The organism is Lysinibacillus sp. BS3 (assembly GCF_039614735.1).
Classification (GTDB): domain Bacteria; phylum Bacillota; class Bacilli; order Bacillales_A; family Planococcaceae; genus Lysinibacillus; species Lysinibacillus capsici.
This window is the reverse complement of record NZ_CP154860.1, coordinates 4,139,505-4,159,148: the sequence shown is the minus strand read 5'-3', so window position 1 is coordinate 4,159,148 and position 19,644 is coordinate 4,139,505. Positions and strand designations below refer to the sequence as shown.

Genomic DNA, 19,644 nt, shown 5'->3' with positions numbered 1-19,644 from the left:
ATTGGTAGTTTTTCTTATTCGAAAAGTTACATTTTAGGCCTTCTTGAATTTATTTCTAAAAACAAAAGTTGAGGTAGCTTTTAACTTCAAGCTACCTTGCCTACTTCATACTTGAATATCAATTGTATGTCCGGCTGTTGGATGTGGAGCATCTAACATTTCAACTAACTGTTCTGTATTTTGCTGTTGCATTTCCATTGCCTGTTTCGTAACAGCTAAAGATACATTTTGCATAAGTGTTGCTTGGTTCATTGCCATCGATAAAGCTGCGATATCCATCTAGTCCACCTCCTATCTAATTTATCGGACAAATAGTTTCATCATCAAGTATTTTCCCTAATTTTCTACACCACTCGATTGAAAATACAAAAACATCTATTGTCCTAACGGTTTAGATACAATAGATGTTTTTTATTACATTTTATTTTCGATTGTTTTCCAAGCTTCCTCAAAGCCAAGACCCGTTTCTGATGAGAAGACAATAAGTGGATCACTTTTTTCCATCTCCAGTGTCTCTTTGACAATTTTCTTATGTTTATCCCATTTACCTTTTGGAATTTTATCTGCCTTCGTTGCAATGATAATGCAAGGAATATTGTAATGCTTTAAAAAATCATACATCATACGATCATCAGCTGTCGGAGGATGTCGCAAATCTATAATTTGTACGACTGCTTTTAACTCCTGGCGTCCTGTAAAATAGCGCTCGATCATTTTTCCCCATGCCTCACGCTCTGTTTTAGAAACCTTTGCATAACCATACCCTGGAACATCTACAAAAAATAGCTGTTCTTCAATCTTATAAAAGTTAAGGGTTTGTGTTTTACCAGGCTTAGATGAAATACGTGCTAAAGCTTTACGTCCGATCATTCGATTTATGAAGGAAGACTTTCCTACATTCGAACGACCTGCTAATGCAAATTCTGGCAGTCCATCTTCTGGATATTGGTCTGGTCGTACCGCACTAATGACCATTTCGACATTATGGACTTTCATTTTTTTAAAAACCTCCGTCCAGCGCATAGGCTAAAACTTCATCAGCCGATGTCACTAGTTTAAATGTTAGTTGCTCACGTACACTATCAGGAATATCCTCTATATCGCGTTCATTATCCTTAGGACAAATGATTGTCGTTAATCCTGCACGGTGAGCGCTTAATGTTTTTTCTTTTAAGCCGCCGATTGGCAATACACGGCCACGCAAGGTAATCTCACCTGTCATACCTACCTCGCGGCGAATCGGGCGATGTAAAATAGCCGAAACGATAGCTGTTGCCATTGTAATACCAGCTGAAGGTCCATCTTTAGGTACTGCACCCTCTGGCACATGGATATGAATATCATGTGTATCAAAAAATTCGGCATCCACATTAAGGTGTTCCATCTTCGTACGAACATAGGATAAGGCTGTTTGAGCAGATTCCTTCATTACCTCACCAAGCTTACCAGTTAGTTGTAACTTCCCTTTACCTGGTGTTAAAGAAACTTCAATTTGTAATGTATCTCCACCAACTGTTGTATAAGCAAGTCCAGTAGCGACACCCACTTGATTTTCCTTTTCAGCCTGTCCATAGCGGAAACGATGTTTACCAAGTAAATCTTGTAATGATTTTGAGCTAACCGTTACGCGTTTTTTCTCACCAGATACAATTACTTTGGCAATTTTACGGCAAAGCGTAGCGATTTGTCGTTCTAAACCGCGAACTCCTGCTTCCCGAGTATAATAACGTATAATATCAGTGACTGCTTCATCTTTGATTACCACTTGCGTTTTTTTCAAGCCATGCTCTTTAAGCTGCTTTGGTATAAGATGATTTTTTGTAATTTGAGCTTTCTCGATTTCAGTATAGCCTGCAATAGATATTACTTCCATACGATCTAATAATGGTCCTGGGATGCTACTTAAATCATTGGCAGTTGCAATAAATAACACATTAGATAGATCATATGGTTCCTCAATATAATGATCACTAAATGTATTATTTTGTGCAGGGTCTAAAACTTCAAGCATGGCTGCTGCAGGGTCACCTCTAAAATCATTCGACATTTTATCGATTTCATCTAATAAAAATACTGGATTAATGGTACCTGCTTTTTTCATTCCTTGAATAATACGTCCTGGCATTGCACCAACATACGTACGTCGATGTCCGCGAATTTCCGATTCATCTCGAACACCACCTAAAGAAATACGAATAAACTTTCGATCTAAACTTTCGGCAATGGAGCGAGCTAATGATGTTTTACCAACACCTGGAGGCCCTGCTAAGCATAAAATAGGTCCTCGCAGTGAATTTTTCAGCTGACGTACTGCTAAATATTCTAGAACACGTTCTTTGACTTTTTCTAATCCATCATGATCTCGGTTTAAAATATTTTCAGCATGGGCAATATTCATGCGATCCTCTGTAGCATTTGTCCACGGTAATGAAATAAGCCAATCAATATAATTGCGAATAACACCGCTCTCAGCACTAGCTCCAGGTATTTTTTCATAGCGATCTAATTCTTTCAGTGCTGCTTCCTTTGTTGTTTCTGGCATACCAGCTTCGTCGATACGCTTCCGTAATTCTGCAACTTCTCCAGTTTTCCCTTCGCGATCTCCCAGCTCCGTTTGGATAGCTTTCATTTGCTCACGTAAATAATATTCCTTTTGCGTACGCTCCATTGACTGCTTTACTTTGGAATTAATCTTCTTTTCTAGATCCAATACTTCCTGTTCATCATGCAAGCGAATAATTAAATGATCTAGTCGTTTTTTAACGCTTAGCATTTCCAAAACTTCTTGCTTGTCGGCAATTTTAAACGGCAAATGAGAAGCAATAATATCAGCTAAACGGCCAGGCTCTTCAATATCTGTTACAGTATTGATCGTCTCAGTTGTAATTTTATTGGAGGATTTTGCATATTTTTCAAAATACGTCAACAATGTCCGCATCAAGGCTTGTGTTTCTACATCTTTTTCCGTTGACTCCTCTTTAATTTCAATATCGACAACCGTATACTTCTCTAACGCACGGTAGTTTTTCCACGTTGCACGAGCAACTCCTTCTACAAGGATACGTAACGTGCCATTTGGTAATTTAAGCATTTGTTTGACATAAGCAATTGTACCAACTGAATACAAATCTTGCTCTTCAGGTTGTTCATCGTGCATTTCTTTTTGTGTTACCAATAAAATCATTTGGTCCTCTAACATTGCCTGCTCAAGCGCCGCTACAGAACGATTTCTACCCACATCAATATGTAACACCATCGATGGGAATACTAAAAGTCCACGCAAAGGCAATAATGGTACATTTGTTGTTTTTTGTATTGTCACCATGCGGGCATTCACCTCCGTCAAAATTTTCATGTTAACATCCCGCGCTACTAGTATGTGTTTAAAAAGTTGATTCACACTAGATATTGAAGCGAGCCAAAAATTTCTTCAAGTTACAGCTGGCTTTATGTAGGAATGAATAAAAAGCTGACTGTCGATATGTGCGAATATTGCACAATCGAAGTCAGCTAATTACTCTCTATCTCACAACGGTAGACAGCCACGTCTATTCATTATGCTGAAGTTTTAGTGTCGCTACCTTCATCGAGTTCAGTGCCATCTTCAAGAAGCAATTTCGGTTTTTCTTTATCCGTAATTGTTTTTGCTGTAATGATACATTTTTTCACGTCTTCACGTGAAGGTAATTCGTACATTACATCAAGCATTGTTGACTCAATAATTGAACGAAGACCACGCGCACCTGTTTTACGTTCAATTGCTTCCTTAGCAATTGCCACAAGAGCATCTTCATCAAATTCAAGCTCAACGCCATCTAATTCAAGCATTTTTTGATATTGCTTGGCTAGTGCATTTTTCGGCTCTGTTAAAATTTGTACTAGTGCTGCTTCGTTTAATTGCTCCAGACTCGCAAGTACAGGTAATCGACCAATGAACTCTGGTATTAAACCAAATTTCAATAAATCCTCAGGAATCAGCTTGGACATGATAGAACCTTCATCTACATCTACTTTATTCGGATCTGAACCGAATCCTATTACTTTTTCACCCTGACGTCGTTTAATGATGGTTTCAATACCATCAAATGCACCGCCAACAATGAAAAGAATATTGGTTGTATCGATCTGTAAGAATTCTTGATGAGGATGTTTTCGTCCTCCTTGTGGTGGAACACTTGCAACTGTTCCTTCAAGAATTTTTAGGAGTGCCTGCTGAACACCTTCGCCGGAAACATCTCGTGTAATAGATGGATTTTCCGACTTACGTGCAACCTTGTCAATTTCATCAATATAGATAATCCCTTTTTCAGCGCGTTCGATATCATAATCAGCTGATTGGATTAACTTTAATAAAATATTTTCAACGTCCTCACCAACATAACCTGCTTCAGTTAAGGAGGTAGCATCCGCAATAGCGAATGGAACATTTAAAATACGTGCTAACGTTTGAGCTAATAAAGTTTTACCGCTACCAGTTGGGCCGATTAACACAATGTTCGATTTTGCTAATTCAATATCATCAATTTTACTATTCGTATTGATACGTTTATAGTGATTGTAAACTGCGACTGCCAATGCTTTTTTAGCACGCTCTTGTCCAATTACATACTCATCTAAAATCGTTAAGATTTCTTTCGGTTTTGGGATATCTTGGAATTCGATCTCCTCTTCTACACCTAGTTCCTCTACAACGATCTCTGAACAAAGCTCGATACATTCATCACAAATATAAACACCTGGACCTGCAACTAATTTACGCACTTGTTCTTGTGGTTTTCCACAGAATGAGCATTTTAAATTGCCTTTTTCATCATTAAATTTGAACAATATGTTTCACCCCTATTCAAGCAACAATCTTACAAGATTATTGAACCTTTATCAAATAAATTGTCTGCATCATTTACGCCTCAGTAATTATGCATGTGTAGATTATAACGCATCGTCATGTACTTTACTTCATTTGTCTTTCGAAGCATGCTATAGGAACCTGCTTACTTCGCCACCTTATACTGCTATAAAGTTACATTTATTCACTTCCGACACACTACAAACTACTGATCTCTATTTATAAATCTACTACATTCATCAACCAAGGGTATATCACTCAAAAAATAAATTTTATTTAGTTAGAACCTTTCTGAATGAAGTTAAGTTTAGCATCGTATCAATTTCGCCTTGACTCTAATAGCGCCAGGACTTCATCTAAATCCTTGCCGCCTGCCAGCAGGCACTATCTTCATTCAGTCGTGGTTTAAACACACACTAAAAAGGTTAAAAGGCTTACAGCTCGCCATCTATGTGAGATGGGAGTTTTTTGTACCTGACATAATACTTTGGATACAAAACATCTGCTGAATGAAGATAAAAACTAAAACAATACTATGTATAAGTGAAGTATAAAGTGAATTAAATGTTAAGGGGACTGATTGCTAAGAGTTTATGTGATAAAACAAGGCACGGATGAATGCCGTACCTTGTTTTTTTTGGGCTATCTAATTACACAAAATCTTATTCAGTAATTTTAGCGTTTTCTACTAAAAATTCAACTGTTTTTTGGATTTTGATGTCATTTTCAAGTACTGCTGTTCCACCTAAAGCACTTGTGATTTGATCTTTTGTCATGTTAAATTGAGCAGCCATTTTTTCTAATTCTGCTTCAATATCAGCTTCAGATGCTTCAATTTTTTCAGCTTCAGCAATTGCTTCAAGTGTTAATGATACACGCACACGGCTTTCAGCTTCTTCTTTCATTTGGCCACGTAAGTCTTCTTCTGATTGACCAGAGAATTGGTAGTAAAGGTCTAGATTCATACCTTGCATTTGTAAACGTTGACCAAATTCTTGTAACATACGATCAGTTTCAGAGTTGATCATACCTGCTGGTACTTCAAAGTCCGCATTTTCAGCTGCTTTTTCTACAAGCTCATCACGAAGAGCTGCATCTGATTCTGTTTCTTTTTGAGCTGCAGTTTGTTCTTTAATTTTAGCGCGTAAAGCTTCAACGCCTTCAACTTCTGGATCTAATTCTTTTGCAAATTCATCATTTAACTCAGGAAGAACTTTTGTTTTAACTTCTTTCACAGTTACTTTGAAAGTAGCTTCTTTACCAGCTAATTCAGCTGCATGATATTCTTCTGGGAATGTAACAACAACATCTTTAGATTCGCCAGCTTTAACACCAACTAGTTGCTCTTCAAAACCTGGAATGAATGAGCCTGAACCAATTTCTAGTGGATAGTCTTCACCTTTACCACCTTCAAAAGCTTCTTCGCCAACGAAACCTTCGAAGTCGATCACAGCTGTATCACCTTCTACGATTGCTTCGTCTTCTTTGATTTCAAGCTCTGCTTTACGAGCTAATTGATCTTGAATTTGTGCATCTACTTCTTCATCCGTTACTTCTACTGGAAGTTTAGATACTTCTAGACCTTTATAGTCTCCTAGCTTTGGTTCTGGTTTCACTGTTACTTGTGCAGTGAATGTGAAATCTTGACCGTGTACAAAGTTTTCTGTACCAGCGATTTCTGGGTAATCAACTGGCATAATTCCAGCTTCATCAATTGCTTTTGCATAAGATTCAGGAACGATGATTTCTAATGCATCTTGGTATAGAGATTCGATACCAAAACGTTGTTCAAACATTTTACGAGGCATTTTACCTTTACGGAAACCTGGTACGTTAATTTGTTTTACAACTTTTTTGAACGCTTGGTCCATTGCTGCGTCGATTTCTGCAGCAGGTACTTCGATTGTAAGAGTACCGATATTACCTTCTTGTTTTTCCCATTTTGCTGACATGTATAAATACCTCCAAATAAATAATCAAGTTTAAGATGTTAGACAATTCATTCGTAACTACGATTTTGACAACCATTTTAGTATAACATAGATGTGTATAGTTTCAACTTATTTCATACCTAATGTAGTTCTGTTAGCTTTTCTAACATTTGTAAAAAGTCAATGATTTCATAGTCCATTTCTTGTACATTTCCAAGCATCGCTAAGACAAAATCAATATAACTATAGGCAACATCATCTGCTTCGAACGGGTGCCATTCAAATGGATACGTTACAATGGCATGCTTTGCCATTAAATATTGTACCATTTCCAAAGTCGATGGGTCTTGTTCTAGCTTCACTTCTAGTATATTTTTTATTTCTCCATACTGCGGTAGCTGGTTAGGCAATACTAATTCAGTAGGATTAACAACTTTGGTTTGATTAAATTTGGCTACTGTAACATTGATAGCTACTTCTTGTTCTACTAATAATATAAGTGCTAGACTCTGGACAAACGGATGGATCGTGGAACATTCAATAATCTCTTTCAACGGCTCTTTTAATTGTCTTACATTTGTATCCATAAGTCGATGTAAGCGAATGGATTGCTCATTTGGACTAAGTGCCCTAAATTTCTCAAGGTCATATTCTTGTTCTTCTATTAAACGTTGTGCATTTTCTTTTTTTTCTAGATTCTTAGACACTTCACTATTCAAATTTTTTAAGCGTTCAAATTTTTCAATTTGATCCTGAGGCAAAACATTTTCTTCAAGTAGTGTTGAAATTAATGACTCTACTTGATGGTATTCTTTTAACTGCATGCATACGGTAATGTACAATTCCATGATTTCTACATAAAATGACGTACCCATTGAAAATAATTGCTCACAAACATCCTTTGTCTTGCTATAGTCCTTTAATTCATACAAAGCGAAAGCATAAGCACTAAGAGCAAATTCATCTCCAGCTTCGTACACAAATGCCTTTTCAAAGCTTGCCACCGCTTTTTCATACTGAAAATTTTCAGCAAACATATGTCCTTCACGTATTAATGTTTGGACAGCGCCCGGAAAAACAACAACATTGTCATGTTTAATGACATGACGCTTTCTTTTTGTCATTTTTCTCACCTCATTGTTCTAATTTTTCATTTCTGCTATTTACTAAAAAATCCACAAGTTTCTTGTTTTTAACAAAAAATTATTGCTTTTGCATTCATATTTTGTAATAAATTGTATTATAATTAGAATAGTCTAAAATTTATCACAATTCGCAGACGCTTCCCGTTTGTTGTCTGCATCAAGAAAATCAAGTTCTTAACAAGGAGTGGAATCCATGCAATTACTTGATACAATTACAGAATTTGATCATTGTATCTCATCTGCATTCGAGGCATTATCGATTAAAGTCATTTCAATTTCTACAACGAACGGCCCTTTTCAAGATAAGCCGATAGAATTTGAACTTTTAACACGCACCAAAATAGATGTCTACACACAAGAAGCCAGCACCTATATTTTAAAAATTCAAGGGTGTATTCCTGGATCTATTGCACTTGGTCATCAAAACGAGTCTCTTTCCATTATTCCTCAAAAAGTAAACATTGAATGTAACTACAAGTTGCTACATGTTGATAAAAAAGATATGCAGCAGATTTTACAACATCCTGAACCAAATCGTCACTATAGTGAATGGCTCATTGATGCAATCAAAAATGCCAATATTCTTGTCGAGTTAAAGACAAATCAACACACGCTCACTGAATGGCCAATTGGCATTAAATCAGCAGTCATTATTTAGCTAGACAAAGACATACTTAAATAGGTATGTCTTTTTTATTGTTCACATTTTAGTTTTACCATTTTATTGCGTTTCTATCATAACAACTTTCTATAGTTTCTGGAAATAATATTGTAAAAATTATGTTTTAAAGAGGACATTCTAACTGTGCTTGATTAAAATGAAGGTTTCAAATTTATCCCTTCGAAATGAAATGGCGCTATAATATAAAATACAAAAATAAGTTGGGGGCTTTTTTACATGGATATTAAAGAAACATTACAGTCTTTTTCTACAATGACACTGTCTGAGCGTCAGACATTTATGTTCCAACATAGTGATTGGCTATTACAGGAGATGTTAGCCCATATTGGCTCAGTTGATGCCGAATTACGAGACCAGCTCATTTATCGCACCTTTGTTGATTTACTAAGTGATAATTTATTGAGTTCTCAACAACTTCAATATTTGTTTGATACAGTTACAGGTGAGGATTTTTTATATTTACATATCGGAGATAAAACAGAGGATAGTGTCTTTACTCGTTCTTTTTCTGCTTTACTAGTTGCAGGTCTTCTTGCAAAGGACGCTGAATTACTTGTTTTAAGAGATGAAGACCTACAAGTGTTCTTTAAAAAAATTGGCCGTTATTTGTTATTAGAACAGGATACGAGAGGATATGTTCAAGGAAAAGGATGGGCACACAGTATTGCACATGGTGCAGATTTAGCTACAACAACAATAAAACATCCAAAATTCGATTTACAGTATGCACCATCCATTTTACATGCATTAAAACTTGTCACTTGGAAAGAAACAGTCTTTGTTAACGATGAAGAGGAACGTTTAATTAATATAGTGGATGCATTATTGCTTCAAAATTACTCAGAGGAAGCACTGATCGAATTTGTTGAGCAGGCTTTTGATAAATTTGAAATGCATTTAATGACACAAGGTTATAATGAGCTCTTCTTTAGTGGAAGAACTTGTACCTTAAACTTTATGAAAACACTGTATTTTTCTTTGAAAATGAATAATAAAGCTCCACAGCTTCAAAATACGATTTATGGACAAGTAGCCAAATGGCTGAAGCTTGGTGATTGACAGGTAATTTTAAAAATGCTGAATTACACCGCTTAATTCTTGATAACATAAATTTTTTCTAAAATACTAGCAAACTAAGAACTGGCTTAGTTTGCTTTTTACTTTTCAAATAAAACAAACGAAGTAAAAATATGGATATTAAAGAAAACCTGTTATTATATTAACATAATTAATATTTCACTCCATTTATTCCCTCCTCGCTCATTCCTTTCATTGAAAATTCAACCTATTGTTTCCATAAAACGTCATTGCATCTACTCCTTTTTTGAATAAAAGGCAAATAAAAAATCCCAATAGGTCTGGTATGACAATGATTTTATTACAAAACAGCGTCTAAAATGTGAAATACCATTTTTCACATTTTAAATTATTTACTTAGGTAAACATCAGGAATGCAGTATTTTCAACGTTTCCACAGTGTTTAATAAATAAAACCTATAAATACCAATACTAAAATAACGATTTTTGTTCAAAAAATGTTCAAATTCAATACCGCTATACTATCATTTTCATAACAAAATTATGTTTTTTCTTAAAAACAGGGCGTATAATCCAATGTGCAAACAACGAGAGATTGTGACAATCGTAGTTAACCAAGTATGTATTTAAACGATTGCGCAAATCATTGATTTTGCTAACGCTTGCATCAGATCAATCAACACTAGATTTTATGTTTCATATTGAACCATGCCATTGTAATTTCTTATGTTGTTGATTGATACGCCAAGATAAAAGAGGTGACCTCAGTATCAACTATTTGTAAATGTGACACCGACAAAAAACACATGAATTTTATGAATAGCCGTTCTATAGAAAGGAGTCAAACATGAAGAAAAAATTAAGTTTAATGTTAGTAGCATTGAGTGCAATTGCTCTTCTTGCTGGATGTGAACCATTAACAGTGTTCAATCCAAAAGGACCTAATGCTGAAACATTATCAAACACAATTATCTTATCCATTATTACAATGGCCTTTATATTGCTAGTCGTGTATGTGCTTTTAGCCTTTATGCTTACAAAATATCGTGCATCAAAAGCAGCTGCAGATTATGAGCCTCCTCATGAAGAAGGAAGTCATCTGCTTGAAATTACATGGACAGTAATTCCAATTATTATCGTAGCATTTTTAGCTGTTGTGACAGTAAGAACAACATCTACAGTAGAAGCTCAACCAGCAGGTTATGACGATAAGGAGCCTTTAGTGATTTATGCATCATCATCAAACTGGAAATGGCACTTTAGTTATCCAGAAGAAGGTGTTGAAACAGTTAACTATGTAAACATTCCGGTGGATCGTCCAATCGAATTTAAGCTTTACTCATTTGGTCCAATTACAAGTTTCTGGATTCCTCAATTAGCAGGTCAAAAATATGCTATGAGTGATATGTTAACAACAATTCACCTTGCAGCAGATGAAGTTGGTTCATTTATGGGACGTAACTCTAACTTTAATGGACGTGGCTTTGCAGAAATGGAATTTGAAGCACAATCTATGACACAAGAAGACTTCGATAAATGGGTTGCTGATGTTAAAGCGAAAGAGGCACCATTAACAGAAGAAAAATTTGATGAGCTTTTAGAGGCAGAACATGTTGGGCGCCAAAGCTTCTCATCTACACACTTAGACTTTAGACCAGCTCCAATGGAACATGGTAAACACATGAATATGGATGAAATGGATCATGGGGACATGTCTGAAGAAGACATGAATAATGAACATTCTGGTCATTAATTTGATTTTATCGTTGAACGAATCGAGACATTAATTTTTAATTCTGAAAGGAGCGCATCCAATGAGTATGGAAGAATTATTCCATCCAATGCAAGAACCGATGATTTTAGCGGCAGCTATTAGTATCGTAGTTGGTGCAGTGGTTATCGTAGCAGGCCTTACTTATTTCAAAAAATGGGGCTATTTCTACAAAAACTGGCTATCAACTGTTGACCATAAAAAAATCGGGATTATGTATATCGCAGTAGCTTTATTAATGCTATTCCGCGGTGGTATCGATGCACTATTAATGCGTGCACAAACAGCCGTTCCAGATAACGGACTTCTTGATGCACAACACTATAATGAAATTTTCACAACACACGGTTTATTAATGATTCTATTTATGGCGATGCCATTTGTTATCGGCTTAATGAACATTGTCATTCCACTTCAAATCGGTGCACGTGACGTTGCTTTCCCACGTCTAAATGCTGTCAGCTTCTGGCTATTTGCAGCAGGTGCTGGTTTATTAAACTTATCATTCATTATCGGTGGTTCACCAGACGCTGGTTGGACAGCCTACTTCCCTCTTGCAAGTACGGATTTTAGTCCGACTGTAGGGAATAACTATTATTCTTTAGCCCTTCAATTATCAGGTATTGGTACTTTAATGACAGGTGTTAACTTTATCACGACGATCATTAAAATGCGTGCTCCTGGTATGACATTAATGAAAATGCCAATGTTTTCTTGGTCAATTTTAATTACAAACATTATTATCGTATTCGCGTTCCCAGTATTAACTGTAGCGCTTGCTCTTATGATGTTTGACCGTCAATTCGGCACAAAATTCTTTGCGATGCAAGACGGTGGTATGGATATGCTTTGGGCCAACCTTTTCTGGGTTTGGGGACATCCTGAGGTTTATATCGTTATCCTACCTGCTTTCGGTATTTTCTCAGAAATCATTGCAACATTCGCACGTAAAAACTTATACGGTTACAAATCAATGGTGATGAGTATGGTGGTCATTTCCCTACTATCATTCGTAGTTTGGGCCCACCACTTCTATACAATGGGTCATGGTGTAATGGTAAACAGTGTTTTCTCTATTACAACAATGGCAATCGCCGTTCCTACTGGGGTTAAAATATTCAACTGGCTACTCACAATGAGGCACGGGAAAATTCAATTTACAACACCGATGCTTTATGCACTTGGCTTTATTCCTATCTTCACAATTGGTGGGGTTACAGGGGTAATGCTAGCGATGGCAAGTGCTGACTACCAATATCATAATACGATGTTCTTAGTTGCCCACTTCCACTATGTATTAATTCCAGGTACAGTATTTGGTGTCCTTGCAGGCTACCACTACTGGTGGCCAAAAATGTTCGGTTTCCGTCTAAATGAAAAATTAGGGAAAGCTGGTTTCTGGTTCATTGCCATCAGCTTCAACGTAACGTTCTTCCCACTATTCATTTTAGGTTTAGATGGATATGCTCGTCGTATGTACACTTATTCTGAGTCTACTGGTTATGGTCCATTGAACATGTTATCGTTCGTTGGTGCTCTAGGACTTGCAGTCGGCTTTGCATTAATCGTCTACAATATTTACTATAGCTGGAAGCATATGCCTCGTAATGAAAAGGCAGATGTTTGGGATGGTCGTACACTTGAGTGGGCTACTCATTCTCCAGTACCAGAATATAACTTTGCCGTAGTGCCTACCGTTACTCGCTTAGATGAGTTCTGGTTCGCGAAAAAAGAAGGTCGCGATATTACGGCAGGTACAATCGAAAAAATTCACATGCCAAATAATACAGGCACACCATTCTGGATGAGTGGATTCTTCTTCCTTGCAGCATTCTTCGCTGTATTTAATTTATGGATTCCAGCCATCATCAGTATGCTTGGTGTATTTGGCTTCATGATCCATCGTTCATTTGAAAAAGATCATGGTCGTTACATTTCAGTTGAGGAAGTAATGGCAACTGAGAAAAGCTTGAGAGGTGATAAATAATATGAAAATCGATTCTTCACTTCCATTAGAATATAGTACAGAGGAAAACCGTCTAAAAATCTTTGGTTTTTGGATTTTCCTTGGCGCCGAAATCGTGTTATTTGCCACTTTATTTACTGTGTATTTCACACTTCATACACGTACAGGTAGTGGACCAGATGGTGCCGAGATTTTCGAATTAACGCCCGTTCTATGGGAAACATTCTTATTATTAACAAGTAGTTTCACAATTGGTCTTGGTGTTCATGCAATGCGTATTGGTCGTAAAAAAGCGATGATGACATTCTTTATCATCACTCTATTACTAGGCCTTGGCTTCTTAGCTATTGAGATTGATGAATTTGTCACATATGTACACGAAGGTGCGACGATTCAAACAAGCGCATTCTTATCGTCATTAATGACTTTACTTGGAACGCACGGTGCCCACGTAACATTTGGTTTCTTCTGGGGCGTAGCTATTTTAATCCAAGTAGCGAAACGTGGCTTAAACCCACAAACGGCTAATAAAGCGTTTATCTTCTCACTGTACTGGCATTTCCTAGACGTTGTTTGGATTTTCATCTTCAGCTTCGTCTACTTGAAAGGACTGATTAGCTGATGAAGGAATTATTCCCAAAACAACATGTGATGGGCTTCGGCTTCTCACTATTACTAACAATCGTAGCTTTAGCAGTTGTAAAATTTGATATGTCTCTTAATATGGCATTTGGAATTTTACTAGTAACTGCTCTTGCGCAGGCAACTGTACAATTAGTATTATTCATGCACATCGGTGAATCTGAAGATAAAAAAACGTTATATACAACAATTTTATACTCAGTATTCGTAGGTGTTGTGACAATCATTGGTACATTATTTGCTATGATCTGGGGTTATAATTGATCCATTACACTATGGTGTAAGCAAAAGGCTGTCTGTACTTATCGTCCTTGTACGATAAGTTCATGACAGCTTTTTTGTTTTATCCCTATTCATTTGGTAATTATCGCGTTTAAAGATTACAAAAGTAGGAGTAATGTTATTTTTTTAATAAAAAAGTAGTTCTTTTCTAACAATTTATGAAACTTTTCCTTTTTTAGTGCGTATAGTAGTAGATAGTGTTTTTTACCAAGAATAGGAGATGAAAGTAATGAAGAAAATTTTTAAAGTATTAGCAGTCGGAACACTAGCGTTGACACTTGCCGCTTGTAATTCAAGCGCTACGCCTACGAAAGACACAACTAATAAAAGCAAACTCACTTTAGAACAAGTGTATGACAAAGCAGTAGATCGCCAGGCTGATATTCAAAGTGCAAGTGCTAAAATGGATATGACACAGGTGACAAAGGTTGGGTCTGGTGAAGAAGCAATGGAGTTTTCAATCGACTCCAAAATGGAGATGGATATCATCGTTGATCCACTTGCAATGCATTTATCAGGATCTATGACAATGCCTGATATGATGAATGAAGGTAAAGAAACAATGGACATGCCAATTGAAATGTATATGAAAAAAGATGCAGGCTTATTTATGAAGGATTCGACAACAGATAGCTGGTTAAAGCTCCCTGATGAGAACTTTGATGCTATATTAGATCAAACGGCGGCTTCTGCTGATGCGAAGGAACAGCTAGAACAATTGAAAAAATTCATTAAGGACTTTACATTTGAACAAACGGATGATGAATACGTCCTTACATTAGATGCAAAAGGCGATAAATTCAAAGAACTAATCGATTCTGAGATTAATAAGTCTATGCAAGAAATGGGTCTAGAAGAAAATCCAATGGATCAACTATCAATTGAAAAAATTAACTACGTACTACACATCGATAAAGAGACTTTCGATACGAACAAAATGGATATGAATTTTGACTTAAAAATGGCCGTAGAAGGTGACGAATTGTTAATGAATACAAAATCAGTCGTTACGTATACTGAATTTAATCATCTAAAAACAATCGATATACCTCAAAGCATTATTGATAACGCTCAAACATTCCAATAAAAAAAGAGCCTGCTTGTCTACTAGCACAAGCAGGTTCTTTTACTCTAAACTATTTTAACAACTAACGAACAATCAACACATCACAAAGCGCATGACGTACGACTTTCTCTGCCACAGAGCCTAACATCATTTTCTCCATACGATTTAATCCAGTTGCACCGCAAACAATTAAATCAACCTGAGGTAACTGTGTTAAAATGCCTTTTGGTGAACCTGTTTCTACAATGGATTCGACCTCTTTGACTCCTGTCTGTAATGCCTCTTTTTCTAGCTTTTCCATTTTAAGAATGTTTTCCTTCTTCAATTCCTCGGCATATTTTAAGTCATATGCTGAAACTGCTCCAAACGATTTTGTATCAATGACATTCACCAATTGCAAAATAGCATTGTGTTCCTTTGCTAATTGACTAGCTCTATCCAATGCTTTTAATGATTGTTCTGAGAAATCAATTGCTACTGCGATCTTAAGATAGTTTGCCATGTTTGTCCTCCCCATTCATCCTACCATTCCATGTTTTCTCAAATATTATATCACAATGGCGTTCGATATAGTTTATCATCCTGAGGTTGCGGATTTCCACGACCATCTGTATTATTACTAATAAAATAAAGAAATTTTTCATCCACAAAGACATCACGAATTCTACCAAATTCTGATAGTAATTCATTGTGTTTGTTCTTATTTATATCAAAAGCTAGGACTGCTGTGCCTCTTAAGGCAGCGACATATAATTGATCATTTACAATAGCAATGCCTGATGGTGCCCATGTGTTAGAAGAACCGGATGTAAAAAGAGGTGTTATCATCCCCTGCTCTTTCTCCATTCCTTCAATAAGAGGCCAGCCATAATTCTTCCCCTTCTCAATGATATTAATTTCATCATTTCCTGCATTGCCATGCTCACTGGCATACATCGTACCATCATTAGACCATGTTAAGCCTTGTGGATTTCGATGTCCATAGCTGTATATATAGGATTGAGGAAAAGGATTATCATTCGGTATGGTGCCATCCAAATTGATGCGCAAAATTTTCCCTTCTAAAGCTTCCACATCCTGTGCTAAAGAAGGTTGTGTTGCATCTCCTACCGTTGCATACAGCTTGCCGTCAGGACCTATTTTCAAACGTCCCCCATGATGGTATGTACCACTCTTTATTCGATCCATAATAAGATTCTGTTCGAGCCATTTATTATCGTTAAACGTTAACGTAACAATTCGATTAAATTGTTCCTCTTCCTCGACATACGTATAATACGCATAAGCAACTTGACTAGTAGGAAAATTAGGTGCTAACACAAATCCCAACATACCAGCTTCTGGAGCAGTTGATAGCTCCTTTTTCAGGATAATCTGCTGCCTATCAACGCCCCCTTCCGCAATCTTTACAATACTTCCTGGCCTTTCTGCTATATAAAAGACATCTCCACTTTTTTGAATCGACCAAGGTGTCTGCAATTGATCTGCTATTATTTCGATAGAGGAATTCATGGCATCTATAGCGTGATTTTCCTCACTTTCTAACCTATTATCGTTATTATCCTTCGTTGACGTACAAGCAACACATAGAATCATCGTTAGCAGTATTAAAGGTATGTAACGTCCCATGATTAATCATCCTCTCATTTATGAAAAATAGAAAGAGACGCCACCTAGACGCCTCTCTTACTTTTTATACTTTCAAACAGGATTATTTCACCAAATGTTCTTGTTTTCTCTAACACCTCTAGAAAGGCTTCTTTACGATGGATGAGTCGTTCTTGGTGCAATTTCTGATAGGAATGCTGAAAATCATCTATAGCTATTTTATCCATAAACTCACCTCATATAGTAGTACGTGCTAATATCATTATAATGTTGGAAAATTCTTACGACAATTCTATTTATATTTTTGATTATATGTTCCCAAAATAATAAGGATAAAAGACATATAATTTCTTGTAGCAGCTATTTAAATTTATCTAACTAATGAATGAAAAATGGTAGTACTTTTTCTTCCACAGCTTGTTCACCTGCTTGAATCCATCTACTTTTATCATGAATGTATCCATCTTTATCAAGCGGAGTTTGAAATTGACTAGCACCAGTTGCATCTAGTAAGGAGCCCTCATCATAATCTAGACCAATATTCTCAACATGCTTAATGACAAATGGCTTTTGAAAACGAATTTGAGCATCTTCATTATCAAGCTCTCCTGATGTGACGATAAAAGGGACACGTAAATAAATAGTTTCTCCTGCCTCTTTCCATAATACCGAGTCAAAGCTACCTTTATAGTACTCCCAATTCCCGCCAATCGTGAAACCCCGATCGGCAATTTTATCTCGTAAATAGCCAAACCCTATCTCTTTTCCAACAATTTTTGAATCAAATTGTAACAATTTATCTTCTCCTCCTTTCACTCGATAAAAGTTTAACCTAAAAGACGATATTACAAACTAGCTAAAAGATCATTTTGCTGAACAAAAAAATCCCGAAACCTGAGTAGATTATGGTTTCGGGATTTTCGTAAATTTTTTATAAAGGCACTGAAATATTTCGATGTAACACATATTTAGCAGCTTCTACATACTCTGTGACAGCTCTTTGACTGACTGCGGCTGTAGGAACAATACTCTCAAAGCCATGATAGCAGCCTGGGTATAAGTGGAATTCAACATCTACTCCAGCCTGACATAGCTTGGTTACATATTGTAAAGTCTCATCACGAAATGGATCAAGTTGACCAACACATGTATAAGTAAATGGTAAACCTGATAAATCATCCGCTCTAGCTGCGGCAGCATATGGTGGTACATTGTCGCTACCATTTTCTCCATTCAAATACATTTCCCATCCCTTTTGATTGAGTGAGTGGTTCCAGATCATATGTCCCGTAATTTCTAATGAAGATGGGGTATTATTGCGATCATCAATCATTGGATAGAGCGGCATTTGGAAACTAAGCTTCGGATAATTTCGATCGCGTGTAAGTAGTGCAAGTGCAGCTGTGAGCCCACCACCAGCACTTGCTCCAGCAATCCCTAAACGGGTAGGATCTATCCCTAATTCATCCGCATGATCTGCTACCCATTTTAACGCTGTATAGCAATCTTCAAGCGGAGCTGGATAAGGATGTTCAGGCGCAAGTCGATAGTCTACAGATACTACAACACAATTCGCTTCATTGACAAAACACTGACAAAGCACATCATCACCCTCTGGTGCTCCTAAGACATAGCCTCCACCATGAATCCATAGCAGGCCTGGGTATATTTCCTTTTGCTCTTTTGACTTATAAATACGAAGACGAAGAGAATGATTATCATCAGGCCCTTGAATGACTTTATTTTCTACTATGATGTGCTCTTCAATTGGGGCTGGTACAGCAACGGCTGCCATTCCTTCTCTTGTAGCTTGTACATTATCCAAATCTAATGGGGGAAAAATTGCTAACGTTTCTTTTAGTTCTGAATCAATACGATGTTCCATTAAAATCCTTCCTCTCTTATTTAAAATGTTTTTACGATGTTAAACCGCCATCAATTGGGACGACAGCACCATTCACATAAGAAGCTTCCTGCGAAATTAAGAAAGCGATTACATTTGCGATTTCAGTAGGATCTGCTAATCTACGTAATGGTCCATTTTCTTCTGGACTCGATGCCAATCCCTTTGTCATGTTTGTCCTCACGCCACCGGGACAAATTGCATTCACTCGAATCCCTTTAGGTCCATATTCCATGGCCGCCGTTTTAGTTAATCCAATTACACCATGCTTACTTGCCGCATAACCACCTAGATAGGGTTGTCCCTGTATACCAGCTGCTGAGGATGTATTCACAATGACACCTGATTGCTGTTGCTCCATTTCTTTTAATACATACTTTAAGCCGAGAAACGCCCCTTTAAGATTGACCGAGATTATTCTATCAAACGTTTCCTCTTCTAAATCTCCCAGTAGTGTAGGTGGGCTTAAAACACCTGCATTATTGATAAAAGCATCAATCCTGCCAAATGTTTCTTTTGCAGCGTCCACATATTTTTTGACATCATTGCTTTGTGAAACATCAGCTTGGACAAAAATTGCTTGTTGGTGATATTCCTTAACAGCATGTAGTGTGTCTTGTCCACTTTTATCATCAAAATCCACTAAAACTAATGCTTTGCCCATAGTGGCAAGCAATTTTGCTGTCTCTCTTCCTATACCACTTCCAGCACCTGTAATAATGACTACTTGTTGCTCCATATTGATATATGCTCCCCTCTCACAA

The 19,644-nt window shown here is 36.8% G+C and carries 19 protein-coding genes; 7 read left to right on the top strand and 12 right to left on the bottom strand.

Annotated features, from left to right (window positions below):
• Positions 1–105 precede the first annotated feature (105 nt).
• From AAJG31_RS20715 to AAJG31_RS20690, 6 genes are all read right to left on the bottom strand, one after another.
• On the bottom strand, positions 106–279 hold the full coding sequence (locus AAJG31_RS20715) for a YjfB family protein (RefSeq protein ID WP_081011007.1): 174 nt from the start codon (positions 277–279) through the stop codon (positions 106–108).
• A 135-nt stretch (positions 280–414) separates the two neighbouring features.
• Positions 415–996: a ribosome biogenesis GTP-binding protein YihA/YsxC gene (gene yihA, locus AAJG31_RS20710; protein ID WP_054550015.1), complete on the bottom strand. Its 582-nt coding sequence runs from the start codon at positions 994–996 to the stop codon at positions 415–417.
• Between the two features lie 4 nt (positions 997–1,000).
• Positions 1,001–3,325, bottom strand: coding sequence for an endopeptidase La (gene lon, locus AAJG31_RS20705; protein WP_048395119.1), 2,325 nt, complete (start codon positions 3,323–3,325; stop codon positions 1,001–1,003).
• Positions 3,326–3,555: 230 nt separating this feature from the next.
• Positions 3,556–4,827: an ATP-dependent protease ATP-binding subunit ClpX gene (gene clpX, locus AAJG31_RS20700; protein WP_036075657.1), complete on the bottom strand. Its 1,272-nt coding sequence runs from the start codon at positions 4,825–4,827 to the stop codon at positions 3,556–3,558.
• Positions 4,828–5,508: 681 nt separating this feature from the next.
• Positions 5,509–6,798 (bottom strand): trigger factor, encoded by a 1,290-nt coding sequence (gene tig, locus AAJG31_RS20695; RefSeq protein ID WP_048395116.1) that lies wholly within the window; start codon positions 6,796–6,798, stop codon positions 5,509–5,511.
• Between the two features lie 119 nt (positions 6,799–6,917).
• On the bottom strand, positions 6,918–7,901 hold the full coding sequence (locus tag AAJG31_RS20690; protein WP_048395114.1) for a hypothetical protein: 984 nt from the start codon (positions 7,899–7,901) through the stop codon (positions 6,918–6,920).
• A gap of 214 nt (positions 7,902–8,115) precedes the next feature.
• Between AAJG31_RS20690 and AAJG31_RS20685 the strand changes: the two genes are divergently transcribed.
• The 7 genes from AAJG31_RS20685 to AAJG31_RS20655 all read left to right on the top strand — a co-directional run bounded on the left by AAJG31_RS20685 (position 8,116) and on the right by AAJG31_RS20655 (position 15,390).
• Positions 8,116–8,580 carry a hypothetical protein gene (locus AAJG31_RS20685; RefSeq protein WP_054550014.1) on the top strand — a complete coding sequence of 155 codons (465 nt, stop codon included), beginning with the start codon at positions 8,116–8,118 and terminating at the stop codon, positions 8,578–8,580.
• A gap of 240 nt (positions 8,581–8,820) precedes the next feature.
• Entirely contained in the window at positions 8,821–9,663 is an 843-nt protein-coding gene (locus tag AAJG31_RS20680; protein WP_054550013.1) for a DUF2785 domain-containing protein, read from the top strand.
• An 826-nt stretch (positions 9,664–10,489) separates the two neighbouring features.
• Positions 10,490–11,395 carry a cytochrome aa3 quinol oxidase subunit II gene (gene qoxA, locus AAJG31_RS20675; RefSeq protein WP_221680900.1) on the top strand — a complete coding sequence of 302 codons (906 nt, stop codon included), beginning with the start codon at positions 10,490–10,492 and terminating at the stop codon, positions 11,393–11,395.
• Between the two features lie 61 nt (positions 11,396–11,456).
• The gene (qoxB, locus tag AAJG31_RS20670) at positions 11,457–13,400 is read left to right on the top strand and encodes a cytochrome aa3 quinol oxidase subunit I (RefSeq protein ID WP_048395108.1); all 1,944 of its coding nucleotides are present in this window, start codon (positions 11,457–11,459) and stop codon (positions 13,398–13,400) included.
• A 1-nt stretch (position 13,401) separates the two neighbouring features.
• Entirely contained in the window at positions 13,402–14,001 is a 600-nt protein-coding gene (qoxC, locus tag AAJG31_RS20665) for a cytochrome aa3 quinol oxidase subunit III (protein WP_016991860.1), read from the top strand.
• Positions 14,001–14,285, top strand: a complete 285-nt coding sequence (gene qoxD, locus AAJG31_RS20660) for a cytochrome aa3 quinol oxidase subunit IV (RefSeq protein ID WP_004226585.1) — start codon at positions 14,001–14,003, stop codon at positions 14,283–14,285. The genes qoxC and qoxD overlap by 1 nt, the downstream gene beginning before the upstream one ends.
• 247 nt (positions 14,286–14,532) lie before the next feature.
• Positions 14,533–15,390 carry a DUF6612 family protein gene (locus tag AAJG31_RS20655; protein ID WP_048395106.1) on the top strand — a complete coding sequence of 286 codons (858 nt, stop codon included), beginning with the start codon at positions 14,533–14,535 and terminating at the stop codon, positions 15,388–15,390.
• A 61-nt stretch (positions 15,391–15,451) separates the two neighbouring features.
• On the opposite strand, the gene AAJG31_RS20650 is transcribed toward AAJG31_RS20655, so the two are convergent.
• The 6 genes from AAJG31_RS20650 to AAJG31_RS20625 all read right to left on the bottom strand — a co-directional run bounded on the left by AAJG31_RS20650 (position 15,452) and on the right by AAJG31_RS20625 (position 19,625).
• Positions 15,452–15,871 carry a universal stress protein gene (locus tag AAJG31_RS20650; protein ID WP_054550012.1) on the bottom strand — a complete coding sequence of 140 codons (420 nt, stop codon included), beginning with the start codon at positions 15,869–15,871 and terminating at the stop codon, positions 15,452–15,454.
• Positions 15,872–15,921: 50 nt separating this feature from the next.
• Positions 15,922–16,998 carry a PQQ-dependent sugar dehydrogenase gene (locus AAJG31_RS20645; protein ID WP_279495633.1) on the bottom strand — a complete coding sequence of 359 codons (1,077 nt, stop codon included), beginning with the start codon at positions 16,996–16,998 and terminating at the stop codon, positions 15,922–15,924.
• A 44-nt stretch (positions 16,999–17,042) separates the two neighbouring features.
• Entirely contained in the window at positions 17,043–17,204 is a 162-nt protein-coding gene (locus tag AAJG31_RS20640) for a hypothetical protein (protein WP_167444838.1), read from the bottom strand.
• 151 nt (positions 17,205–17,355) lie between these two features.
• Entirely contained in the window at positions 17,356–17,772 is a 417-nt protein-coding gene (locus AAJG31_RS20635) for a YugN family protein (RefSeq protein WP_054550010.1), read from the bottom strand.
• 136 nt (positions 17,773–17,908) lie between these two features.
• Positions 17,909–18,862 carry an alpha/beta hydrolase gene (locus tag AAJG31_RS20630; RefSeq protein ID WP_279495634.1) on the bottom strand — a complete coding sequence of 318 codons (954 nt, stop codon included), beginning with the start codon at positions 18,860–18,862 and terminating at the stop codon, positions 17,909–17,911.
• Between the two features lie 31 nt (positions 18,863–18,893).
• Positions 18,894–19,625: an SDR family NAD(P)-dependent oxidoreductase gene (locus AAJG31_RS20625; RefSeq protein WP_279496376.1), complete on the bottom strand. Its 732-nt coding sequence runs from the start codon at positions 19,623–19,625 to the stop codon at positions 18,894–18,896.
• Between the last annotated feature and the right edge of the window lie 19 nt (positions 19,626–19,644).